The following is a 23,815-nucleotide window of genomic DNA, read 5'->3' on the forward strand; positions in this document are numbered from 1 at the left end:
AGAAAGTAATAGATTCATTAAGGTAAGCTAACATCTATTTTATTTCTGTGGTTTTCCGGGCATTATGTGAGCCTCATTTCCTCCCAAAAACAAAGCGATCCTTTCCCTGCATATCTCCCATGATTTTTACATTTCGGAAACCGTTATCTTCCATAAGCTTTTTTACTTCTTTCCCGAACTGCTCATTAATTTCAAAATATAATTCTCCTCCTTGCACTAAATGTTTAAAGGCCAGCTTTGATATTCTTTCATAAAAAATCAAAGCATCATGGTCTGGTACAAAAAGAGCATTTGCAGGTTCATGTTCAAATACCTTAGTCTCCATTTCTGCTTTCTCTTTTTCTAATACATAAGGAGGGTTGCTTATCCATATATTGGATTTAGGTAAATCCAAGTCTTCTTCTAATATATCAGCCTGCAGGAAGCTTACTTTAGCATGGTTAAGTTTAGCATTTCTCTTGGCGGTTGCCAATGCTGAAGAGCTAATATCTACTGCAAATACCTCGCAGTGTTTTCTTTCCTTTGCAATGGTAATGGGAATAATACCACTTCCTGTTCCTATATCCACTATTAGCTGTTCACTCAAATCAGGATGGTTTTCTAGTATTAGGTGCACCAATTCCTCGGTTTCTCTCCTAGGAATCAAAACATTAGGGTTGACTAAAAACTGCCTGCTATAAAACTCTACTTTTCCTAAAATATGCTGGATTGGTTTTCCAGTTCTTAGTTCAGAAAGAATAGAATCTAATTTTTCATGGATGGAGTCAGAGGTCTCAATTTCTTTTTCCATCATTACATCCATTCGTGAAATCTGGAGTATATCTTCAAGAATTAAAAACGCAATCGCTTCTGCTTCGCCTTCAGTTTCAAATTCTAATATCGATTTTATTAATTTTTCTAATAGTAGTTTACTGTTCATTTAAGATCCCTTTCCTCAAAGTTCATGAATTTTTATTTAGTTTTGCCTGTGATGAGTAAACAAGACGAATTATTTATGCAACGTGCCCTGCAATTGGCTGGTTACGGTAAATCAACAGTAAGCCCTAATCCGATGGTAGGTTGTGTAATTGTTTATGATGACAAAATAATAGGAGAGGGCTGGCATCAGAAAGCTGGAGAACCCCATGCTGAAGTTTTAGCAATTCGTTCTGTTAAAGATGAAGAATTTCTGAAATTAGCGACTGCTTATGTCACCTTAGAACCTTGTGCCCATTATGGAAAAACACCTCCTTGCGCTGAATTATTAGTAGAAAAAAAACTGAAGAAAGTTGTGATTGGAGCTGTTGACCCCAATCCATTAGTGGCAGGAAAAGGAATTGAAATACTAAAGAATGCAGGAATTGAAGTGAGAACTGCAGTTTTAGAACAAGAATGTTTATCAATTATTAAAGCATTCTTTACTTTTATGGAGAAAAAACGTCCATATATTGTTATAAAGTGGGCACAGACTGCTGATGGTTTTATCGCAAGAGACGATTTTGATTCCAAATGGATTAGTAACCCTTTATCTAGGCAACTAGTGCATAAATGGCGTACTGAAATTGACGCTATATTGGTTGGAAAAAATACTGTGAAATATGATGATCCAAAACTAACTGCTCGCGATTGGTCGGGTAAAAACCCGGTTCGAATAGTGATTGATCATAATTTGAATCTGAGTGAGGATTTAAAAATCTTTGATGGTGAGCAAAAAACCATTTTGTATCATTCTAAGGATTTAAAAGCAAAAAGGTTAGGAGCAATATTCGTTCAATTGGATGAAAAGGATTTCCTTAATAATATGATGAGTCATCTTCATGAAGAAAAAATCCAATCGGTTTTGGTAGAAGGCGGGGCTCAAACTGTGCAATCTTTCATTGATGCTGGTTTATGGGATGAGGCTCGTATTTTCACTTCTCCTGTAAGCTTTGAAAATGGAATTAAAGCAGCGGAACTAAAAAACCATAAGCTCGTTTCCCACGAAAATATTCTAGATAAAAATCAAACTGATATTTTATCTATTTACTGTAATTCAACAAATAGTCTAAAATCTTAAATCTAATAATCTTATAAAAATGTCAGAATCATTATTAATAGATATAAATGCATCCAAAGAGGAAAAATATAAAGCCTTAATTCCACAAATAAATGCTTTAGTGGATGGAGAAGAAGATGTTGTGGCTAATTTAGCCAATATAGCAGCTGCATTGAAAGAAGCTTTTGGTTATTTCTGGATAGGTTTTTATATAGTTAAAAATGGAGAATTAGTATTAGGGCCATTTCAAGGACCTATTGCATGTACCCGCATTCAAAAAGGAAAAGGCGTATGTGGTTCAGTCTGGGCAGATGCCAAAACCATTATAGTAGCTGATGTAGAAGCTTTCCCTGGACATATTGCTTGTAGTTCAGCTTCCAAATCAGAGATAGTAGTTCCTGCTTTTAAAAATAATGAGGTGGCATTGGTCTTAGATATCGATAGCAATGAGCTCAATACATTTGATGAAACTGATCAAAAATACCTTGAAGAACTAATGAAAACAGTTTCTAAATTTTTATAAATAGAGCCTATTACCCAATAACTTGAGGATCATTTGTATTGAGTTGAAAACAAGAAGCAAATGACACATGTTAGTGCAATTTAATTTTAGAATCCATATAATCCTTTTTTAATGAATACTGATAAAGCATCTATAGGACATTTTTTTCAGGAACTACAAACTGACATTTGTGATAAAATATCTTCAACTGATGGTAAAGGAAAATTTAAGCTTGATGAATGGAGGCATACTAAAGGCGGAGGAGGAAAATCTCGTTTATTGCAAAATGGCAATATTTTAGAAAAAGCTGGTGTTAATTTTTCGGCTGTCGAAGGACCTGCTCCGGAAGGATTATTGAAAACCCTGGAAATTGATGCGGAACAAAAAGATGATTTAAACTTTTTTGCCACTGGCGTTTCCATAGTGATGCATCCTTTTAGCCCGATGGTGCCCATTATTCATATGAATGTGCGCTATTTTGAATTGAGCAACGGTACATATTGGTTTGGTGGCGGAATAGATCTTACACCTCATATTATTGATAAATCTCAAGCTCAATTTTTCCATCAGGAAATTAAAAAAGTTTGTGATCAACATGATATGGGCTATTATCCCAAATTCAAAAAATGGGCAGATGATTACTTTTATTTGCCTCACCGAGATGAAACTCGTGGGGTAGGAGGTATTTTCTTTGATCGACTTTTAGAAAATGAAAAGCACAGCAAGGAAGATATTTTTGCTTTTGTACAAGATATAGGGGAATTATTTGCACCAGTTTACAGCCATTTAATGGAGATTAATAAGGCTAAAAACTTCTCTGAGGAACATAAAAAGTGGCAATATTTGAGAAGAGGAAGGTATGTAGAGTTTAATTTAGTGTGGGATAGAGGAACAAAATTCGGCTTGCAAACCAACGGAAGGACAGAGTCTATTCTCATGAGTATGCCACCTCAGGCCAATTGGGCTTATGATTACCAAGCAGAAAAGGATTTTGAAAAAGAAACTATGGCTTTATTAAAGAAAGATGTAGATTGGGTGAATATTCTATAAGTTCTTTTTAGGTCATTTGTAAGTTAAGCAGTAATTTTCCTCAAATTTTCAAAGATGCTAGAAACCTTAATTGAACTCGATCAGCAATTTTTTTTATGGCTTAATGGTTTACATGCCGATTGGTTAGATCCAATAATGTTAGCCATAACTGGGAGAAACATCTGGGTCCCTTTATATGCAGTTATTTTGTTTTTTGTCATTAGAAAATTGAAATGGCAGAGTTGGTCAATGATTTTGGCTTTTGCTTTATTAATTACTTTGGCGGATCAGGCAGCTTCAGGTTTTTTTAAGCCTTTTTTCGAACGATTTCGTCCTTGTCATGAACCAGCAATTAAGGATATGGTACATTTGGTGAAACATTGCGGTGGACAATACGGATTTGCTTCTAGTCATGCATCCAACACATTTGCTTTAGCTTTTTTTCTATTATTTATTTACAGAAATGTTTATGTTCGATGGATGATTGTTTGGGCAGTACTGGTTTCTTATTCACGAATATATGTGGGAGTTCATTATCCTGGAGATATTATAATGGGAGCTATATTAGGATTATTAGCAGCTGTTATAACTTATGAATTATACAAAAGAATTTTCCCTAATCACTTAGAGAAAATTCATGGTATTGTATAAAGTTTCTTTGTAAGAGGCACCAATAGGAATAGATTTTGCTTTTATATGCACGGTTAAATCTTCTATATAATCTATCTTTTCAATGTTTACAATAAATGAGCGATGCACGCGCACAAACCTGTGAACTGGTAATTTCTTTTCAACTCCCTTCATTGTATGGTGTACAATGTATTTTTTCGCTTCTGTATTAATGACTACATAATCAGCTAAGGCTTCTACAAAAAGGACATCTTGTAATCTCAAATGAACAATTTTACCATCACTTTTGATGAAGATATGTTCAATAATATTTTTCTTTTTACGAAATGCCTCAATATTTTTTTGAGCTTTTGTAATGGCTTGGGCAAACCTCTCGTATTCGAATGGCTTAACAAGATAATCTGTTACTTTTTGTTCAAAAGCATCTACTGCATAGCTATCATTGGCAGTAACTAGAATTACTTCATAGCCATTGTTTAGTCTTTGCGTCAACTCAATACCCGACATTTCAGGCATTTGAACATCCAGGAATATAATGTCAACCTCATGTTCTTCTAATAAATCAAGAGCGGTTGCGGCATTTTCAGCCTCCGTAACTAATTTTAGCCCATTAGTTTCCTTGATTTGTTTAGAAATATATTGTCTGAATATTGGATCGTCATCCACTATCATGCAATTCAATTCTGAAGCCATAGTGTTGTTGGTTAGTTAGTTTTATTTATTAGTTTATGCACATATTTCCCAATTATATCGAATTCTAAGTTCACTTCATCGCTTTTTTTCATTTTTTTGAAGTTAGTGTGCTGAAAAGTATAAGGAATAATGGCTATACTAAATTTTTCATCTGAAACATTGAAACATGTAAGACTCACACCATTTATACAAATAGAGCCTTTTTCTACTAATACATTCTCTGAAGAATCATAGGAAAATTGGAAAAGCCAGCTTCCATCTTCATCCTTAATATCTAGACATTTTCCTTTCGCGTCCACATGTCCTTGAACAATATGACCGTCTAACCTTCCATTCATTATCATGCATCTCTCTAAATTTACAAAATCACCTACAGCTAGGTTTCCTATGGATGACTTTTGTAAAGTTTCATTCACAGCAACAACGGTGTGTGCATTCGGATGTAACTCTGTCACTGTAAGGCAAACTCCATTATGAGAAATACTTTGATCTATTTTTAATTCATTAGAGATATCGCTTTTGATAGTCAACTTTAAATTAGTCCCTTCTTTTTCAGCTAATTTTAGTTCTCCTAATGATTCTATTATTCCTGTAAACATTGTGTAATATTAATAAAAGTAAATGGATTGAAAAACAGCTTTTAATCTAAATAGTTTAGATATATGAAAATTCGATTAATTCATTTTATTTCTTTTGATTAGAAATTCTGCCATAACTTTTTGAATATTATCATTTATATCAACTCTAGTTAAATCCACTTTATATTGATGGCATTTTAAAGCAATTTGCTTATAGTATTCATCTACCTTTTTATGATAATTCTCTTTGATTTGAGACGGATTCAATTTCATTTTTTGTCCACTTTCCAAATCCTCAATTACATAAGGCCGATCTTCCAATTCAAAGTCAATCTCTGTAGCTGGTTCATTTACCTGAAAAAACAACACTTCATGTTTGCGATGTTTTATGTGTTGAATAGATTTGAAAAACTCCTCTAATTGCTCAGGTTTAGTCATTAAATCGCTGAAAATAATTACCAGAGAGCGTTTATGAATTTTTTCAGCCACTATATGGAGACTTTGGCTGATTTCAGTGCTTTTATGTTGTTGGTTTTGTTTTAAAATGTGTTGAAGATGTACGAAAATGTTTTGAAGGTGCGCCCTGGTTGATTTAGCTTCAGTAAATACGTCAATTTTATCTGAAAAGGAAATCAAGCCAACTGCATCTCGCTGTCTTTGTAATAAATATGCTAAGGTAGAAGCTGCTAAAATACTAAATCTAATTTTTCCGTTATTTTGCGTTGGGTAATACATAGAAGAGCTATTATCCAACAATATATAGGCTCTTAAATTGGTTTCCTCATCGTATCTTTTGGTGTAAAGTCTGTCTGTTTTAGCATAAACTTTCCAGTCAATGTGACGAGTACTTTCCCCAGTATTGTATAATCTGTGTTCAGCAAATTCTACAGAGAATCCATGGAAAGGAGATTTATGCATGCCCGTAATAAATCCTTCCACCAGCTGTTTGGCCAATAAATCAAGAGAAGGAATTTCAGGAAGATTTTCTAACGATATTTCCATTAATATTATTTACTTATTTATTTAAAGTTATGTTTTGGCAATTTAGTAAGGTCAATTTGCAAAAGTGTAAGGGTTTATACTATATTTAAGCCAAATAATAAAAAAACAACATTTAGAAAGATTAGTGAAAGAGTTTATGGAAAGAGAACAGGAAGAATTATTTTCAAAGAGAGTAAGGGCAGGAAAGAGAACTTATTTTTTTGATGTAAGAACAACGAAGGCTAACGATTATTATTTAACTATAACCGAAAGTAAAAGAAAGCCTAAAGATGACGGATTTACTTTTGAGAAGCACAAAATATTCTTGTATAAAGAGGATTTTAATAAGTTCGTAAATGCATTGAATGAAAGTGTTGAACATATCAAAACTGATTTAATGCCTGAATTTGACTTCACTCAATTTGATAGAGATGAAGATGATGATTCAAGCTGGGATTAAATTTTAATCTTATTTTATTATAAATACTAAAGCTCCTACTTATGGCTAGGAGCTTTATTTCATTTTTTATTGATTTGTATTTAATTTTCAATCAATTACAAGGATTTATAAAATCTATGTCAGAACTTTGGGTTTCATTGTAGAATTTCAAATTCCTGAATTTTGATTTGATGTATAAATCCATAATTAGACCATTATTATTTCAGTTGTCAGCTGAAAAAGCCCACCATTTCACTTTTTCTTTAGCTCATTTTTTTTTTAATATTCCAGGTGTAAAATCCTTTAATAGGAGCTTATTTCAAATTAAATCTGCTAAGTTAGAGAGAGAATTATTTGGTTTAAAATTCCCTAATCCAGTAGGTTTAGCAGCAGGTTTTGATAAAGATGCAAAATTAATTGATGAGTTAGAATCACTTGGTTTTGGATTTATTGAAATAGGAACCATCACCCCGAAAGCTCAACCTGGCAATCCTCAGCCAAGGTTGTTTAGATTGCAAGAAGACAGTGGTATAATAAACCGAATGGGTTTTAATAATCAAGGTATTGAAGCAGCAATAGAGCGTTTAAAGAAAAGAAAAAGCAAGGTCATTATTGGAGGGAATATCGGTAAAAATAAAGTAACTCCTAATGATGAAGCATTTAATGATTATGAGAAATGTTTCCTGCAACTTTATCCTCATGTAGATTATTTTGTAGTGAATGTAAGCTCTCCCAACACACCCGGACTGCGGGAACTTCAAGAAAAGGAGCCGCTTATGCAATTATTAAATCACTTAAAGGAGCTCAATAAACAGCAAGAAAAAACAAAACCAATATTATTAAAAATTGCTCCTGATTTAACGAATCAACAATTAGATGATATTATTGAGATTGTAAGGGAGACGAAAATTGATGGAGTAATTGCTACCAATACTACCATCAGTCGTGATGGATTGAAAACCCCAGAATCAGCAATTAATGAAATAGGAAATGGCGGATTGAGTGGAAAGCCTTTAGGGAAAAGAGCAACAGAAGTAATTCGTTATTTAAATGAGAAATCAAACAGTGCTTTTCCTATTATTGGGGTTGGAGGAATTATGTCTGAAGAAGATGCACTTGAGAAGTTAGAAGCTGGTGCAAGTTTAATCCAACTCTACACAGGCTTTATTTATGAAGGACCAGGATTAGTAAAAAGAATTAACGAAGCTATTCTCAAAAAGTCAGATACTTAAAAATGGGTTCTGCTAATTGCAGAAAAGAAATAAATTCAGCATTTTTCGGGTAAAAAACTGATTGTCATGGAACAAAGTGCTGTAACTGCCATATTTCTTCCCTTAGCTTTGGGGATTATTATGTTAGGAATGGGTATGACACTTACCCTTAATGATTTTAAAAAAGTTGCGCGCTATCCAAAAGCGGCTGTTATTGGATTAATTAGTCAACTCATTCTTTTACCTCTGATTGGCTTTGGCTTAGCTGCTTTATTTTTCACTATTCCCGAACTTGCAGTAGGCTTGATTTTAATATCCCTTTGCCCTGGTGGAGCAACATCTAATTTAATATCTCATTTAGCAAAAGCAGATTTGGCACTATCCATAAGTTTAACAGCTATTAGTAGTATCATTACCAATTTCAGTATTCCAATATTATTGAATATTGCACTGGCCCATTATATGACTGGAGAAAAGGCAATAACACTTCCTTTTTTTAAAACATTTATTCAAATCTTTTTAGTGACTATTTTCCCTGTAATCATAGGGATGATAATTAAGAAAAAGCGGCCTCAATTTGCATTAAAATCAGAAAAGGCTATGAATATAATTTCTACATTTTTCTTTATTCTTATTTTGTTAGCAGCAATATTAAAGGAAAGAGAAAATATCATCCCATATTTTGAACAAGCAGGGGTAGCCGCTATTATTTTGAATATATCAGCTTTATTAATAGGTTTTATTCTGGGCAAAATGTTTGGTTTAAATAAAAGGCAAAGAAGCTCTATTGCAATTGAAACCGGTATTCAAAACGGAACCTTAGCTATTGCATTGGCTTTAAGTCCTGCAATATTAAATAATACGCAAATGGCAGTCCCAGCTGCAATCTACAGCTTATTGATGTTTGTGACCGCTGCTGTAGTTATTATGATTTCTAAAAAACAAAACTCACAAGAGGCTTTAAAAGAACTATCTTTAACCTAATTCTAAACTTATCAAACATGACTAAAAAATTATGGATTATTTCAGCTTTGATGCTGACTTCTCTTTGGGTTTTCGCTCAAGATGAAGCTGAGTTAGTAGAAAATACTATTCAAAAAAGTACAATTAAAGGACATATTTACTTCTTGGCTTCTGATGAACTAGCAGGACGAGAAACAGGTACTCACGGAATTGATGTTGCAGCAAAATATATTGCTACCACTTTTCAAAGATATGGAGTCTCTCCAGTTAAGGGTGCTACAGATGGGTATTTCCAAGAAGTTCCTTTAGTGAAAAATGTCGCACCTAACGCTTATGCCCTGCAACTTGGTGAAGAGGCAGTAAATGCAGAGAACTTATTGCGAATAGAAGGTTCTGGAGTTGATTTGCAATCAGACTATATTTTTCTGAATTATGGAACTGAGGAAGATTTCGATAATAAAAAAACTGAAGGCAAGATTGCAGTGGTTATAGCAGGTCATAAGGATAATCAAGATTACAGATTTGTTTATCAGGCAAGTGCCAAAAAATCAACTTTGGCAAAAGAATCTGGAGCACTTGGTATAATTGAATTACATACGGATAAGCCGGATAATTGGAAGACCTTTAAAAGTTTTATGGGTAGAGGGTCTTCAATAGGCTTTAAATCTGAACATGATATTGAATCTAGTTTTTTCAAAATTTGGGTAAACGATAGTGAAAAACAATGGCTTAATAAACTTGATGCAAGGAAAAAATCTGACTTGAAAGTAACTATTGGTCAAGCTATGCAATTACCAATGCCTTCGAAAAATGTTGTAGGCATGGTGGAAGGAACGGATCCTGAATTAAAGAATGAATTTATTATTTACTCAGCACATTATGATCACTTGGGGATAGGTAAACCAAATGCTGAAGGCGATTCTATTTATAATGGTGCTCGTGATAATGCGGTTGGTGTAGTTACTGTAATGAGTGCAGCAGAAAGCATTGCAAAAAATCCAACTAAGCGTTCCGCATTATTTATACTTTTTACAGCTGAGGAAAAAGGGTTGTTGGGAAGTAAATATTATGTTGAAAATCCTCTGCTACCTTTAGATCAGATGGTCTATTGTTTTAATAGCGATAATGGAGGATATAATGACACCACTTTGGCAACCATTATTGGGTTGGAAAGAACAACAGCTGGAAAACATATCAAAGAAGCTGCCGAAACTTTTGGCTTAAAAGCCATTGATGATCCTGCTGGTGAGCAAGGGCTTTTTGATAGAAGTGATAATGTGAATTTTGCCAAGAAAGGGATTCCTGCACCAACTTTTAGTTTAGGGTTTACAGCTTTTGACGCTGAAATTGGTAAATATTATCATCAGCAGTCTGATAATCCTGAAAGTCTGGATTATGATTATATGAAAAAGTTTTTCAGGGCATTCGTTTTATCTGCCCGCTTAATTGCCAATGATGAAGAAACCCCTTTCTGGACGGAGGGTGATAAATATTATGAGGCTGGAAAATCCCTTTATAGTAACAAATAATTAAAATAGGTTTCTGAATTTATTTTCAGGAACCTATTCTACTTTAATTTCAAATACCCACCGTTTCTGATCTGTAAAATTATTATTTCCTATACTAGTAGATAATACAATCTCCACAGTTTCCGAACCCTGATAGCCTTCTTTCGCCTGAAATTGATATTCACCCCAATTCATTTTACTGATTTGATATACTTCAGCTTGCTTTCTAATTTCATAACCTCCTTCAGTAGGAATGGAAGTAGCTATTTTATAACTGTAAGGTTCTGATCCTTTGAGGAGGACTTCTATTACCTTAGTATCCAATTCGTCTTTCATATCTACTTTACAGCTTATTAAGCAAAGGACAAGAAATATACTTAATATTTTGTGCTCCATGATATTTGTTTTTCTAATAAACTCTTAAAGAGGCCACTAAGTTGTATAGTTTTTGGATTTGTAAATAATTGTAACTCCTGTTACAAACAAAGCTTTGCTAAAAATCGTACCTTTGCTTAAGAATATTTAAAATAAAAAAGATCATTATGAATCATAAAAACATTACTCCCGAGGAATTTGATAAGCTTTCCAAAGAGCCTAATACTGAAATAATAGACGTTCGTTCCCCAGAGGAAAAGGTGGAAGGCTTTATTGAAGGAGCTAAAGTAATCAATATTATGGGACCTTCTTTTGCTGAAGATATCAAGGCTTTGGATAAAGATAAAACGTATTTGGTGTACTGCAGAAGTGGAAACAGAAGCAGTACTGCTTGTGGCTTTATGGCTAGCAATGGTTTTGATAAGCTTTATAACTTAGATGGAGGAATTCAAGCCTGGAATCAATACGCTAAATCATAATTTTTTTGATATGGAAGTTTTAGAAGTTAAAAATGTAAAATGTGGAGGTTGCGTAGATGCTATCAAGAATGGTTTAGCGGAGCTTGAAGGGATTGATGTGATAAATGTTGATATCTCAACAGCTAAGCTGGAATTTGAAAGTGATGGCAGTACTCCATTAAATACAGTGAAAGAAAAATTGGATAAGTTGGGTTATCCTGCAAATTAAGAGATATGGCTAGTTTTGGTGATTTAATAAAAAGTGAAACACCTGTATTGGTTGATTTTTATGCCGATTGGTGTGGTCCTTGTAAAATGATGGCGCCATATTTAGAAGAAGTGGCGCAGAAAATGAAAGGAAAAGTGAAAGTGATTAAAGTGGATGTAGATAAAAATCAACAAGCATCAGCAAAATATAAAGTTCAAAGTATTCCCACTTTGATTTTATTTCAAAATGGGCAAATTAAATGGAGACAAGCAGGAGTAGTGGATCCTAATACTATTATGTCCCAAATCAATAATTTAAACAATTGAAATGAAGTCAAATAAATTACTACTTCCAATTTTAGCAGTCCTTACTTTAGGATTAGCACCTTTTTATCCAGAGCCCCATTTTTTTGGGAAAGTTCGTTGGATTTTAGGTGGTGGAGAAGGAATGCAAGCTGCTGATTACTTTGATTTATTGATGCATGGTGCACCTTGGGTGTTTTTAGCCTATCGATTGGTAGAAATGTTGATTAAATCATTGAAAAAGCAAAACTCATAAAAAAGAGTTCGTCTCAAAAAATGTCATCCCTAGGGAAGCTTTCGAGGCGAACTCTTTTACATTAAACCGTTTCTAAGAAAGTTCTAAAGGAAACACATTTATCTTGAAATTTCTTATTGTGTTCATCTCTTAGTCTTGGAGCTTCCTCTGACATATATTTTTCTAACTTGTCTAATTCATCAGTAAAATACTGAACAGCATAAGTTTCTCCTTCACCTTCAGTTTCATTCAATAGACGCAGCATTTTATGCTCATGGAATAATCCAGTAGCTAAAATTTCCGGGATATGGGTTTCTTTCATCCACTTTATCCAGATTTCTTCTACCTCTTTTTCAACATTCACAGTAACATTATAAATAATCATGGTGTTTTTCAGATTTTTTTTACAAATTTGACACATTGTTTTGTTTCTAAAAAACATTTTCAAGGTCTTATGGTTATTTTTTTTACTTATCAACCTAAAAGAAATTACATATTAACATTATACTTTAATTTAAACAGGTAAGTAGAAAGGAGAGAAGCATTGTGAGCAGTTATTCAATTAAAGATTTAGAGCACCTATCAGGAATTAAAGCCCATACCTTAAGGATTTGGGAACAACGTTATAATTTTATCGAACCTAAGAGGACCGATACCAACATTCGTTACTATAGCGATAAAGATTTAAAGTTGGTATTAAACATATCCACTTTAAAGGAGAATGGATATAAAATATCCAAGATTGCCAAAATGAGTGAGAAGGAGTTAGGTCAGGAGGTATTGAAGATAGCAGAAACCAATTTAAGATTCCCTGACCAAATCAACTCATTAACCTTGAGCATGATTGATATGGATGAAGATAGGTTTGAGAGTATATTAAATAATAATATTCTGAAATATGGTTTTGAACGAACCATGTTAAATATCATCTACCCTTTTTTGGCAAAAATTGGTATGCTTTGGCAAACAGGAAGTATTTTGCCGGCCCAGGAGCATTTTATATCCAATTTAATTCGTCAAAAAATGACTGTTGCCATTGATGGACAATATGTCACTGAAAAGGAGTCAAAGGGTAAATGGTTATTATATCTGCCGGAAGGAGAGTTGCACGAGTTATCTTTGATGTTTGCGTCATTCTTATTAAGAGCACGAAAGTTTAAAGTAATCTATTTAGGTCAAAATCTTCCGAAATCAGATTTATACTCAGTTAGAGAAATACACAACCCTGATTACGTTTTAACAATTTGTACAGCAGCACCTAAAAAATCAGAAGTACAGGAGTATATAGATGAAGTAGCTGAATTATTTAGTAGTGCTACCTTGTTTGTTGGAGGTTTTCAGGTTATAGGTCAGGATATTAGCAGAAAAAAGAATGTTGAATTTATAATGAAGATGGAAGATCTAATAGAATTCATTAAAGAAAAAGATATTGAACTTTCGCCTAAAAGTCCTGAAGTACAAAGAAATATGAAATATGAATAAAATTTTATTCTTATTGTTAATTATTCCAAAAGCTATCCAATTACGATAGCTTTTTTCTTTTCCCTACTAATTACCACCCCTCTTCCCACAATATTTTAGTAAAGTTTCTTCCAATTGATATTTGATCTTCACCAAAAAGATTAATAAAAATTAGTAAAATTGGTTTTTGTTCAATATGTATTAAACATTTTTAATGGATGTATATACATAAAAAAAATGCTTTTAAAATCATTTTAAGCAATATAATGCAAAATATGGCTAAAATTGATCATATAATGTTTAATGAAAAAATAAAATAATTAAACAAAAAGATTGTATATTGTTTAATAATATCATAGATTTGTTAAACAACATTAAATATTGACAATCATGACAGCATTAGAATTTGGTTACGCGATTAATAACATGACGAAATCTATGAAACCGTTTGCATTAAGGCTTACGAAAGACATGGAACAGGCAAATGATTTAATTCAGGAAACTGTATTAAAAGCATTTTCAAACCGTGAGAAATTCTCAGAGGGTACTAATTTGAAAGCATGGTTGTTCACTATCATGAAAAATACTTTTATCACCAATTATCAAAGAATGGTGAGAAGAAAAACTTTCATTGATACTACTGAAAATTTACATTTCATCAACTCAACAGAAAACATAGCACAAAATTCTGCTTATGGATCATTTGCAATGGCTGATATCGTAGGTCAAATTTCAAAATTGGATGATGTTTATAAAGAGCCATTTATGATGCATTACAGAGGGTTTAAATATCATGAGATAGCTGAAAAATTAGAAATCCCAATTGGAACTGTTAAAAATAGAATACATATTGCCAGAAAAGAGTTGAAAGATGCTCTTAAAATATATGCTTAAAATAATTCTTATAAGATAATCACATAAAATGATTTACTAATTATCTTATTATAAGTATCAAATGAGAATTTTTTGTGTAATTTAATCCTAGGTGTTTTATAATTAACTCATTAATGGCTAGTAAAAAAGTAGTTGTAATTGGTTCTGGTTTTGCAGGTTTATCTACTGCGACTTATTTGGCTAATGAAGGCTGTGATGTAACAGTTTTAGAGAAAAATAGTGATCTAGGAGGACGAGCCCGTCAGTTTAAAGCTGAGGGCTTTACTTTTGATATGGGTCCAAGCTGGTATTGGATGCCAGATGTTTTTGAAAAATATTTTGAGAACTTTGGTAGAAAAGTAACTGATTATTACGATCTCCAAAGATTAGATCCTTCCTATCATATAGTATTCGGCAAAGATGACATAATGAAAGTGCCTGCAAATATGCAGGAATTCAAAGCCTTGCTGGAGAAACTCGAAGCCGGAAGTGGGGATCAATTAGATATATTCCTAGAACAAGCAGCCTACAAATACGAAAAAGGAATAAATGATTTGGTTTATAAACCAGGTCGTTCGCTCACCGAGTTCATGAGTATTAAATTACTTTTTGATATGGTTAGAATGGATATTTTCTCTTCTATCTATAGCCATGTTCGCAAGTTTTTTAAAAATGACCGCATTATTCGATTAATGGAATTCCCTATTTTATTCCTTGGAGCTCTCCCTGAAAATACGCCTGCACTTTATAGTCTCATTAACTATGCTGACATCAGCTTGGGAACATGGTATCCCAAAGGTGGGATGCATAAAGTTGTAGAGGGTATGGTGAAGCTAGCAGAAGAAAAAGGAGTGAAATTTAAAACTGATCAGGAAGTATTGTCCGTAGATTGTGAAGGCAATCTTGCCAAAAAGGTGATTACTAAAGATAAAGCGTACGAAGCAGATGTAGTCGTTTCATCTGCGGATTATGAACATACTGACCAGAATATTCTTCCTGAAAATCTCAGAAATTATAATGCCAAATATTGGGAAAGCCGAACAATGGCGCCATCTTCTTTGATTTTTTACCTTGGAATTGATAAAAAAATTAAAGGTTTAGTCCATCATACCTTATTCTTTGATCATGATTTTGGTCCGCACGCTAAGGAAATTTATGAAACTCCTAAATGGCCGGAAGAGCCATTGTTTTATGTGAGTGCACCTTCTAAAACTGATGCCACTGTGGCACCAGAAGGCAAAGAAAATGTATTTATTTTGATGCCTGTGGCTCCGGGGCTGGAAGATAATGAAGAAATAAGAGAAAAATATTATGATCTTATTATGGACAGAATGGAGAAAATATTAGGAGAAGATATCAAGAAATATGTAACTTATAAGCGAAGCTATGCACATAATGATTTCATTAATGATTATCATTCATTTAAAGGGAATGCTTATGGTCTGGCTAATACTTTAAAGCAAACAGCTATATTGAAACCAAGCTTGAAGAATAAAAAACTTAAAAACTTTTATTATGCTGGTCAGTTAACTGTTCCTGGACCAGGAGTGCCTCCTTCATTGATTTCAGGACAGGTTGTGGGCAAGGAAGTAATGAAAGATCTAAATAAGAATTAACAGCATGGATGCTAGAGAATTATTTAACCAAACTACTTTCGAATGCAGTAAGCTGATCACGAACAGATATAGTACATCCTTTAGCTTAGGCATCAAAAGTCTTGATAAGAAATTTCATTTTCCTATTTATGCGATTTATGGCTTTGTGCGATATGCAGATGAAATTGTAGATACCTTTCATGAAAAAGATAAAGCAGCCCTTTTAAAAGATTTTAAAAGACAAACCTTTGAAGCAATAGAACAACAAATCAGCTTAAATCCTGTTTTGCATTGTTTTCAGATGGTAGTGAATGAATATCAAATAGACCATAAATTGATAGAAGCATTTCTACACAGTATGGAAATGGATTTGCTTGATATTGATTATGAACAATCTTCCTATGAAGAATACATCTATGGCTCTGCTGAAGTAGTAGGTTTAATGTGTTTGAAGATTTTTTGTGAAGGAAAAGAAGAGGATTATCAGAAATTATTGCCTTCAGCAAAAAGTTTAGGATCGGCCTTTCAGAAAGTAAACTTCTTACGTGATATCAAATCTGATTATTTCGAAAGGGGTAGAGTTTATTTCCCTGGAGTTGATTTCAATGATTTTTCTGCATCTCATAAAGAGAAAATTGAAGCGGATATTCAAAAAGATTTCGATCATGCTTATGAAGGAATTATCCAGTTGCCACGAGGCGCAAGATGGGGCGTTTATTTGGCCTATACTTATTATTTGAAATTATTTGATAAAATAAAACGATTTCCCCCTGATAAAATATTAGAAGAACGAGTAAGAGTTCCAGATTCAAAAAAACTATTTTTACTGTTGGGTAGTTATGTAAAACATCAGTTCAATACGCTTTAAAAATCAGCCATGATGAACCTAAACGTTAAAATAGATAATAGTTCCGGATTCTGCTTTGGGGTAGTGTATGCTATCGAAATGGCAGAAGACATGCTCGATGAACAAGGTTACCTTTATTGTTTGGGCGATATTGTGCATAATGATGAAGAAGTAAAAAGACTTGAAGCAAAAGGATTGAAAATTATCGACCGCGAAGCTTTAAAAGAATTGACTGATGAAAAGGTCTTAATCAGAGCCCATGGAGAGCCGCCTAGTACCTATAAATTAGCCATTGAAAATAATCTCACCTTAGTGGATGCTTCATGTCCTGTAGTTTTAAAATTACAGAATAGAATTAAGAATTCTTTCGATAAAAAAGAACAAATATACATCTACGGAAAGCATGGGCATGCAGAAGTTGAAGGCTTATTAGGACAAACTAATCAGGAAGCAGTCGTTTTTCAGGATATAAACGAGTTGGATATCGACAGTTTACCAAGAGAAATGACGCTTTATAGTCAAACCACCAAAAGCACTGATAATTTCTATAAAATAAAAGAAACCTTAACCGAGGCTGGTATAAGTGTTAATGCTAATGATACTATTTGCCGACAAGTTTCTAATAGAGATAAAGAGTTAAGATCATTCGCTGGAGAATTTGATAAAGTTATTTTCGTATCGGGAACAAAATCATCTAATGGAAAGGTTTTGTATAATGTATGCAAGGATAAAAATCCAAATACATATTTCATCTCAAACATTACTGAATTAGATAAAAGCTGGTTTGCTGAAAATGATTCTGTAGGAATTTGCGGGGCCACTTCCACACCTATGTGGTTGATGGAGCAAGTTCGGGATGAACTATTGAAATATTAAGCTTAATTTAGTAGAATAATAAATCATGTCAGATATATTAACCATCTTATTTTATGCTTTATTGATTGTAGGTACCTTCTTCTTTATGGAAGGGGTGGCTTGGTTTACGCATAAGTATATCATGCATGGATTTCTTTGGACTTGGCATAAATCACATCATAAAGTGCATAATCATAAGCTGGAAAGAAATGATTTGTTTGCAGTGGTATTTAGTGTTCCTTCTGCTGCATTGATCATGGCAGGAATCGAATTTCCTGAGTTAAGATGGTTACTATTTGTAGGGATTGGAGTGGCGTGTTATGGAGTATTCTATGTTTTGTTCCATGATATTTTAGTGCACAGAAGAGTGAAATTAAAATTCAAAGCTGAAAATTCTTACTTGAAAAGAATGATGAGAGCACATTACATTCATCATGAAGTACATACGAAAGAAGGAGCTGAGGCTTTCGGGTTTTTATATGCCCCAAAAAAATATGAGCCTAAAGAGGAGAAAAGTAAAGCTTAATGTGGAAATTCAGTATAGGAATGACTTCGAAATTCTATCTTTTTTATTAAAAATTTGCGATTTCAAAACTTATTTTCATAGAAGATAACATGAATTTTGATTTACAGGAACAAAAGGATTAACCCGACCACTTCCGAGGAACTCGGAAAAGCGGGAGGGAGGACAAAACAGCGGGCAGCGTGGGAACGGGGAGGAAGCTTTGTTTTGTCTTGAATTTTTGTTTCTTTTTATTCAAGTAAAAAGAAAGGCAAAAAGCAACCAAAGAATTGAAAATATACAAAAATTTCAAATAAACTGAGTTATTGGTTTTTAGTAATATTCATTAGTCACCACAGTGTCCCAGAACTTTATCATAATCTAGTTGAAAAGATGGATTTCGATTAACTGCAAACTCTAAATCAACCAAAGCTGAGTCACAATTTCCTAATAGAGCAAACGAATAGCCTCTCCAAACAAAGGATTTCAAATGAGAAGAATCAGAAAGATTTATAGCCTCTGTAAAAACCCTCTTTGCATTCTCATAGTTTTCCAGATTGAATAATAACTTGCCTTTTTCAAATATGTAGTTGTCATGGAAATCAGAATGAAGACTGTTATTAATAATTTTATTTATGAACTCAAAAGCAGGATCGTATTTACCCGAACTAACTAAGGAATCAAAGAAATAAGTGTTTGTATGAAATTGATTTAGTTCATTCCTTTCTTTAATTGGATTATTTCGAATTTCTTCTATGTCAGCTAAAATATCTATATGTTCAATATAAAAGATTAACGATAAAGCAACTAAACCAACAATGATCAAGAGTATTGGTCTTTTCATCATCCACAAATTAACAAAAAGTAAGCTTATAACACAAGGCTACAGGTTACGGAAGAAAATAGCGTGTTATTAATCTGCCATAACTCTTGACTCAACTAATAACTGAATATATACTTTAAGCTTGTTGTATAACATTATTATTTAACTTCTTAACTCTTAATCCAACATCTCTTCCTTCAACTTCTCCCAATCTTCATTTTTATACTTCTGATAACAATGCTGATGGTAACCATCAAGCTTTATAAGGGAATCAAAAAGTTGCACTTTTTCGGACTTATTCAAATTTCCAACTAAATGCTGGCTTACCTCATTAGCTCGGCTCATTACAGAGAAGCTTGCTATTTTTCCTTTTTCAGTAAGCTTTAAATGTTTACTTCTTTTATCGGTTTCGTTTGATTTTTCTTCTAAGATGCCATTCTTTACCATTCTTTTAATGGTTTCAAATATGGTGGTTTTCTCTTGTAGTGAGTGATTGGCTACTTCCGATTTACTGCATCCTTCATGGCTCATTACAAATAAAGCAACTCCAAATTCCGTAATATTATGGATCGGTTGATTGGCAAAAGCTTTCTTTTCCCATATTTGAGTAAAATTCATCATTCTACCCCAAACCCAGCCAATATACTCATCCGGTGATTGGGCAGGAAATGGAAAAGGCATCTTTCTGCTCATTTCCTCTAATTCAGTTCCAGTATTTTCTTTCTTTTCATCATCTATCAAACTTTTTCCAAACTCACTCATAGAACCATCAGGATTCTTTTTTAAGAAATCCCTATAGAGCTGTAGAAGTTTAATCCCATTATCTAACATTTTCTGAAAAATTTTATTTCAATAATAAAACAACTTTGTAACATAAATGTTATGATTTTGCAATAATATTAAATCCTAAACTTAATTATTAAAAATGCAACGTAATATTTTTGGTTTAATCGGCCCACTTATTGTTTTTTTGATCACCTCTCAATCAATTTTTGCTCAGGGTACAGCTAGTTTTGGTGGCTATGTAAAGGATGCTAAAACGGAAGAACCATTAATTGGAGCTACTGTGATAATAGAAGGAACAGAATTAGGTGCGGTAACGAATGTTGAGGGCTATTATGAAATTAGAAATATAGAACCACAATCTTATACGGTTACCGCTTCTTATGTAGGATATGAAAAAAGTTCAAGGTTCAATATAACGGTACGTTCGGGTGGTATTCCTAATGTTAATTTTGAATTACAGGAAAATGTAGAACAGCTTGAGGGAGTAACAGTTCGAGCGAATCCATTCAAAAAAAATGAGGAAACTCCTCTTTCAATCCAAAGATTATCGCCAGAGGAAATAGCTACCTATCCTGGTGGAAATAATGATATTGCTAAAGTAGTACAGTCCTTGCCCGGAGTAAGTGGCTCAGTGGGTGGTTTTAGAAATGATATTATTATCCGAGGAGGTGCTCCTAATGAAAATGTATACTATCTGGATGGTATTGAGATCCCGAATATCAATCACTTCAGTACACAGGGAAGTGCCGGGGGACCGGTTGGATTACTCAATGTGTCTTTTTTCGAGGGCGTAACTTTATCCTCCAGTGCTTTTGCCAGTCAATATGATAATGTACTATCAGGAGTATTACAATTTGACCAAAGGGATGGGAACAGAAGAGAATTTAGAAATAATTTCCGATTGAGTAGTAGTGAAGCTGCTGTTACCACAGAAGGTCCATTATTCAAAAAGAAAGGTGAAGAAAAGAGTAATACTTCATTTATAGCCTCAGTCAGAAGATCTTATTTACAATTATTGTTTCAAGCTATTGGGCTGCCATTTTTGCCTGATTATTGGGATTATCAATATAAAGCGACTCATAAATTTGATGAATATAATGAGTTGATTTTTACGGGGGTTGGTTCTATTGATGATTTGACCATCAATGCTCCTGATGATTTTGATGCTGAGCAACAAGCCTTTTTAGATCAAATTCCCGTGATTAATCAGTGGACTACTACTGCAGGTTTAAGCTGGAAAAGGAGATTTAAAGATAATTCTGGTCTTATGACCACCGCCTTAAGTACTAACATTTTGAATAATTTATTTGAGCAATTCGAGGATAATGTAAATCAGGAAGGCTTAGTATTTAGCAATAACTCACAAGAACAGGAAGTCAAGCTCCGATATAATTTGACCAAGTTTGTTGAAGATTGGACTTTCAATACAGGATTTATAGTACAAGAAGCCATTTATTCTAATAATTCTGAATTGATAGATGAAAATAGAGGGTTTAGTTATGATAACAGCTTGAATTTTACACGCTATGGATTAAACGGCCAAGCTTCCCGAAATTTTGTGAACGATAGATTAGGGCTTTCCGCTGGCTTCAGGATTGATGGAAATACTTTTACTGAAACAGGAAATGAGATTTATAGAACTTTTAGTCCTCGATTTTCAGCTTCTTATACTTTTGATGAAAAACGGAAATGGACAGTCAATGCTTCTGTAGGTAGATATTATAAAATTCCGCCATACACGATATTAGGATTTACTGACCAAAATAATGATTATGTAAATCAAGACGCTGAATATATCCAAAGTGATCATTTAGTTGCAGGAATTGAGTATTTAGTAACACCATCAGCACGTTTTAGCATCGAAGGGTTTTATAAGAAATATGATAATTATCCGGTTTCTTTAGTGGATAGTGTTTCGCTGGCTAATTTAGGTGGAGGTTTTTCTGTCCTAGGTAATGAAAATATTGAAAGTGTAGGATTAGGTAGAACATATGGAATGGAATTTCTGTATCAGCGAAAGCTAACCAAAGATTTCTATGCAATTTTAGCTTATACGCTTTATCGAAGTGAATTTACTGGTTTTAATAAAAATGAATATTTACGGTCCACTTGGGATAACCGAAATTTATTAACTTTTACTGGAGGTTATCAATTTGGTAATAACTGGGAACTGAGTGCTCGTGTTCGCTATTTAGGTAAAACGCCATTAGCACCAGTCGATCAGGAGGCTACCTTACAATCTTATCCTTCTATAATTAGAGATTATTCAAGGCAAGGAGAATTACTACTGGATCCATTTAATCAAACTGATATTAGGATTGATAAGAAATGGAATTTTGATAACTGGACTTTCAATATCTTTTTTGAAGTGCAAAATGCTTTTGCTCAAAATTTACCCTTAGAGCCTAATTTCGGCTTAAGAAGAAATGATGAAGGAGAAATACAACAACCTCGGCAATTAGTACGTATTCGTGATGTAAGTAATAGTTCTTTATTGCCTAATTTAGGTATAGTAATTGATTTTTAAATTAAACCTTTCTTATCTTAATTTCTACCGAATATTAGTTTAATTTTGACCTAAAATTTATTTCGGAATCTGATCTATTTTTAGATTCCAATGAGATTTGACAAATAATTAAAAGTTTAGATGAAAATAGCAGTAGTAGGTACAGGTTATGTAGGATTAGTGACAGGAACATGTTTTGCGGAGACCGGCAATAGTGTTACCTGTGTAGATATTGATGAAGCCAAAGTAAAAAAATTACAATCGGGTAAAGTGACCATTTACGAGCCGGGTTTGGAAGTGATTTTCGAAAGGAATGTCAATCAAAACAGATTACATTTTACCACTAATTTAGCTGAAGGAATTAAAGGAGCTGAAGTTATTTTCTTGGCTTTACCAACACCTCCGGGTGGAGATGGAGCAGCAGATTTGCAATACGTATTAAAAGTGGCTGATGATTTAGGACATATATTGGAAGATTATGCAGTTATTGTAGATAAGAGTACTGTACCAGTTGGTACTGCCGATAGAGTGCATGCAGCTATTTCTAAAAACGCTAAAGTAGATTTTGATGTAGTATCTAATCCGGAATTTTTAAGAGAAGGTGTTGCAGTAGATGATTTCATGAAACCAGAAAGAGTGGTCATTGGAACGCAATCTCAAAGAGCAACCAAAATAATGGAAAGATTGTATGCTCCATTAGTTCGTCAGGGTAATCCTGTTATCTTCATGGACGAGAAATCCGCTGAATTAACTAAATATGCAGCCAATTCATTCTTAGCAACCAAGATTACTTTCATGAATGAAATTGCCAATATATGTGAACTTTTAGGTGCGAATGTGGACATGGTCCGTAAAGGAATTGGTACTGACACTAGAATTGGTAAAAGGTTTCTTTTTGCTGGGATCGGATATGGCGGTAGTTGTTTCCCAAAAGACGTGCAGGCATTGGCAAAATCTGCTAAGGATGCCAATTATGATTTCAAGATATTGAACGCAGTAATGGATGTAAATGCTAAACAGAAAACTCGTTTGATGGATAATTTGAATGGCTATTTCAAAAATGATTTAAAAGGGAAAACCATTGCAATGTGGGGCTTGGCGTTTAAACCAAATACAGACGATATTAGAGAAGCACCAGCATTGTATAATATAGAGGCTTTGATAGAAGCAGGAGCAAAAGTTCAGGCTTACGATCCGGAAGCAATGAAGAATGTAAAAGAACAGATAGGTGATAAAATCACTTATTGCGAAAATCCTTACGAAGCTCTAAAAGGAGCGGATGCATTAATGATTATGACTGAGTGGCCGGTATTCAGAACGCCTGATTTTGAAGAAATTAAAAAAGAATTGAAAGAGCCTTTGATTCTGGATGGAAGAAATTTATATGAAGTAGAGCAGATGAAAGAATTAGGCTTCACTTATTTTAGTATAGGAAGATAAA

The 23,815-nt window shown here is 33.6% G+C and carries 28 protein-coding genes; 20 read left to right on the forward strand and 8 right to left on the reverse strand.

What is annotated here, in order from left to right; translation table 11 throughout:
• Positions 1-73: 73 nt before the first annotated feature.
• Positions 74-919 (reverse strand): peptide chain release factor N(5)-glutamine methyltransferase, encoded by an 846-nt coding sequence (prmC, locus tag Q0L29_RS01860; RefSeq protein WP_296618578.1) that lies wholly within the window; start codon positions 917-919, stop codon positions 74-76.
• 51 nt (positions 920-970) lie between these two features.
• Between prmC and ribD the strand changes: the two genes are divergently transcribed.
• The 4 genes from ribD (at position 971) to Q0L29_RS01880 (ending at position 4,196) form a co-directional block, all read left to right on the forward strand.
• The gene (gene ribD / locus Q0L29_RS01865) at positions 971-2,035 is read left to right on the forward strand and encodes a bifunctional diaminohydroxyphosphoribosylaminopyrimidine deaminase/5-amino-6-(5-phosphoribosylamino)uracil reductase RibD (RefSeq protein WP_296618580.1); all 1,065 of its coding nucleotides are present in this window, start codon (positions 971-973) and stop codon (positions 2,033-2,035) included.
• Between the two features lie 19 nt (positions 2,036-2,054).
• Positions 2,055-2,537, forward strand: a complete 483-nt coding sequence (locus tag Q0L29_RS01870; protein ID WP_296618581.1) for a GAF domain-containing protein — start codon at positions 2,055-2,057, stop codon at positions 2,535-2,537.
• 111 nt (positions 2,538-2,648) lie between these two features.
• The gene (gene hemF / locus Q0L29_RS01875; RefSeq protein ID WP_296618583.1) at positions 2,649-3,566 is read left to right on the forward strand and encodes an oxygen-dependent coproporphyrinogen oxidase; all 918 of its coding nucleotides are present in this window, start codon (positions 2,649-2,651) and stop codon (positions 3,564-3,566) included.
• Positions 3,567-3,620: 54 nt separating this feature from the next.
• Complete coding sequence (locus Q0L29_RS01880; protein WP_296618585.1) at positions 3,621-4,196, forward strand: phosphatase PAP2 family protein; 576 nt, start codon at positions 3,621-3,623, stop codon at positions 4,194-4,196.
• Here Q0L29_RS01880 and Q0L29_RS01885 read toward each other — a convergent pair.
• The 3 genes from Q0L29_RS01885 to Q0L29_RS01895 all read right to left on the reverse strand — a co-directional run bounded on the left by Q0L29_RS01885 (position 4,170) and on the right by Q0L29_RS01895 (position 6,448).
• The gene (locus tag Q0L29_RS01885) at positions 4,170-4,868 is read right to left on the reverse strand and encodes a LytTR family DNA-binding domain-containing protein (RefSeq protein ID WP_296618586.1); all 699 of its coding nucleotides are present in this window, start codon (positions 4,866-4,868) and stop codon (positions 4,170-4,172) included. The genes Q0L29_RS01880 and Q0L29_RS01885 overlap by 27 nt on opposite strands.
• Before the next feature lie 11 nt (positions 4,869-4,879).
• Positions 4,880-5,467, reverse strand: coding sequence for a riboflavin synthase (locus Q0L29_RS01890; protein WP_296618588.1), 588 nt, complete (start codon positions 5,465-5,467; stop codon positions 4,880-4,882).
• Positions 5,468-5,542: 75 nt separating this feature from the next.
• Positions 5,543-6,448: a DUF58 domain-containing protein gene (locus tag Q0L29_RS01895; RefSeq protein WP_296618589.1), complete on the reverse strand. Its 906-nt coding sequence runs from the start codon at positions 6,446-6,448 to the stop codon at positions 5,543-5,545.
• Between the two features lie 136 nt (positions 6,449-6,584).
• On the opposite strand from Q0L29_RS01895, the gene Q0L29_RS01900 reads away from it, so the two are divergent.
• The 4 genes from Q0L29_RS01900 to Q0L29_RS01915 all read left to right on the forward strand — a co-directional run bounded on the left by Q0L29_RS01900 (position 6,585) and on the right by Q0L29_RS01915 (position 10,569).
• Complete coding sequence (locus Q0L29_RS01900; protein ID WP_296618591.1) at positions 6,585-6,887, forward strand: DUF3276 family protein; 303 nt, start codon at positions 6,585-6,587, stop codon at positions 6,885-6,887.
• Between the two features lie 170 nt (positions 6,888-7,057).
• Positions 7,058-8,098 carry a quinone-dependent dihydroorotate dehydrogenase gene (locus Q0L29_RS01905; protein WP_296618592.1) on the forward strand — a complete coding sequence of 347 codons (1,041 nt, stop codon included), beginning with the start codon at positions 7,058-7,060 and terminating at the stop codon, positions 8,096-8,098.
• Between the two features lie 66 nt (positions 8,099-8,164).
• The gene (locus Q0L29_RS01910; RefSeq protein ID WP_296618594.1) at positions 8,165-9,061 is read left to right on the forward strand and encodes a bile acid:sodium symporter family protein; all 897 of its coding nucleotides are present in this window, start codon (positions 8,165-8,167) and stop codon (positions 9,059-9,061) included.
• Between the two features lie 17 nt (positions 9,062-9,078).
• Entirely contained in the window at positions 9,079-10,569 is a 1,491-nt protein-coding gene (locus tag Q0L29_RS01915; protein ID WP_296618596.1) for a M28 family peptidase, read from the forward strand.
• Positions 10,570-10,602: 33 nt separating this feature from the next.
• Here the strand turns inward: Q0L29_RS01915 and Q0L29_RS01920 are convergent, their stop codons facing one another.
• Entirely contained in the window at positions 10,603-10,944 is a 342-nt protein-coding gene (locus Q0L29_RS01920; RefSeq protein WP_296618597.1) for a hypothetical protein, read from the reverse strand.
• Positions 10,945-11,090: 146 nt separating this feature from the next.
• Between Q0L29_RS01920 and Q0L29_RS01925 the strand changes: the two genes are divergently transcribed.
• Genes Q0L29_RS01925 through Q0L29_RS01940 form a run of 4 tightly spaced genes read left to right on the forward strand, consistent with a single transcriptional unit; the run spans position 11,091 to position 12,147 of the window.
• The gene (locus Q0L29_RS01925; protein WP_296618599.1) at positions 11,091-11,402 is read left to right on the forward strand and encodes a rhodanese-like domain-containing protein; all 312 of its coding nucleotides are present in this window, start codon (positions 11,091-11,093) and stop codon (positions 11,400-11,402) included.
• A 10-nt stretch (positions 11,403-11,412) separates the two neighbouring features.
• A complete protein-coding gene (locus tag Q0L29_RS01930) occupies positions 11,413-11,610 on the forward strand; it encodes a heavy-metal-associated domain-containing protein (protein ID WP_296618600.1) in 198 nt (65 codons plus the stop codon).
• Positions 11,611-11,615: 5 nt separating this feature from the next.
• Entirely contained in the window at positions 11,616-11,915 is a 300-nt protein-coding gene (trxA, locus tag Q0L29_RS01935; protein ID WP_296618602.1) for a thioredoxin, read from the forward strand.
• Position 11,916: 1 nt separating this feature from the next.
• Positions 11,917-12,147 carry a hypothetical protein gene (locus tag Q0L29_RS01940; protein ID WP_296618604.1) on the forward strand — a complete coding sequence of 77 codons (231 nt, stop codon included), beginning with the start codon at positions 11,917-11,919 and terminating at the stop codon, positions 12,145-12,147.
• Positions 12,148-12,208: 61 nt separating this feature from the next.
• Here Q0L29_RS01940 and Q0L29_RS01945 read toward each other — a convergent pair whose 3' ends face one another.
• Positions 12,209-12,511, reverse strand: a complete 303-nt coding sequence (locus Q0L29_RS01945; RefSeq protein ID WP_296618605.1) for a DUF4286 family protein — start codon at positions 12,509-12,511, stop codon at positions 12,209-12,211.
• A 161-nt stretch (positions 12,512-12,672) separates the two neighbouring features.
• Between Q0L29_RS01945 and Q0L29_RS01950 the strand changes: the two genes are divergently transcribed.
• The 6 genes from Q0L29_RS01950 to Q0L29_RS01975 all read left to right on the forward strand — a co-directional run bounded on the left by Q0L29_RS01950 (position 12,673) and on the right by Q0L29_RS01975 (position 18,283).
• The gene (locus Q0L29_RS01950; protein WP_296618607.1) at positions 12,673-13,608 is read left to right on the forward strand and encodes a MerR family transcriptional regulator; all 936 of its coding nucleotides are present in this window, start codon (positions 12,673-12,675) and stop codon (positions 13,606-13,608) included.
• Between the two features lie 369 nt (positions 13,609-13,977).
• Positions 13,978-14,481 carry an RNA polymerase sigma factor gene (locus Q0L29_RS01955; protein WP_296618608.1) on the forward strand — a complete coding sequence of 168 codons (504 nt, stop codon included), beginning with the start codon at positions 13,978-13,980 and terminating at the stop codon, positions 14,479-14,481.
• Between the two features lie 113 nt (positions 14,482-14,594).
• Positions 14,595-16,076, forward strand: a complete 1,482-nt coding sequence (locus tag Q0L29_RS01960) for an NAD(P)/FAD-dependent oxidoreductase (RefSeq protein ID WP_296618610.1) — start codon at positions 14,595-14,597, stop codon at positions 16,074-16,076.
• A gap of 4 nt (positions 16,077-16,080) precedes the next feature.
• A complete protein-coding gene (locus tag Q0L29_RS01965; RefSeq protein WP_296618612.1) occupies positions 16,081-16,923 on the forward strand; it encodes a phytoene/squalene synthase family protein in 843 nt (280 codons plus the stop codon).
• Between the two features lie 9 nt (positions 16,924-16,932).
• Positions 16,933-17,778 carry a 4-hydroxy-3-methylbut-2-enyl diphosphate reductase gene (locus tag Q0L29_RS01970; RefSeq protein WP_296618613.1) on the forward strand — a complete coding sequence of 282 codons (846 nt, stop codon included), beginning with the start codon at positions 16,933-16,935 and terminating at the stop codon, positions 17,776-17,778.
• 25 nt (positions 17,779-17,803) lie between these two features.
• Positions 17,804-18,283 carry a sterol desaturase family protein gene (locus tag Q0L29_RS01975; RefSeq protein WP_296618615.1) on the forward strand — a complete coding sequence of 160 codons (480 nt, stop codon included), beginning with the start codon at positions 17,804-17,806 and terminating at the stop codon, positions 18,281-18,283.
• A gap of 322 nt (positions 18,284-18,605) precedes the next feature.
• Here Q0L29_RS01975 and Q0L29_RS01980 read toward each other — a convergent pair whose 3' ends face one another.
• Positions 18,606-19,103: a tol-pal system YbgF family protein gene (locus Q0L29_RS01980; RefSeq protein WP_296618617.1), complete on the reverse strand. Its 498-nt coding sequence runs from the start codon at positions 19,101-19,103 to the stop codon at positions 18,606-18,608.
• Between the two features lie 156 nt (positions 19,104-19,259).
• Positions 19,260-19,913: a MarR family winged helix-turn-helix transcriptional regulator gene (locus tag Q0L29_RS01985; RefSeq protein WP_296618619.1), complete on the reverse strand. Its 654-nt coding sequence runs from the start codon at positions 19,911-19,913 to the stop codon at positions 19,260-19,262.
• Positions 19,914-20,007: 94 nt separating this feature from the next.
• On the opposite strand from Q0L29_RS01985, the gene Q0L29_RS01990 reads away from it, so the two are divergent.
• Both Q0L29_RS01990 and Q0L29_RS01995 read left to right on the forward strand, forming a co-directional pair.
• A complete protein-coding gene (locus Q0L29_RS01990; RefSeq protein WP_296618620.1) occupies positions 20,008-22,395 on the forward strand; it encodes a TonB-dependent receptor in 2,388 nt (795 codons plus the stop codon).
• Positions 22,396-22,515: 120 nt separating this feature from the next.
• Positions 22,516-23,814 (forward strand): UDP-glucose/GDP-mannose dehydrogenase family protein, encoded by a 1,299-nt coding sequence (locus Q0L29_RS01995; protein WP_296618622.1) that lies wholly within the window; start codon positions 22,516-22,518, stop codon positions 23,812-23,814.
• Position 23,815 lies beyond the last annotated feature (1 nt).

The sequence above is a fragment of the Marivirga sp. genome (genome assembly GCF_024636815.1).
Lineage (GTDB): Bacteria > Bacteroidota > Bacteroidia > Cytophagales > Cyclobacteriaceae > Marivirga.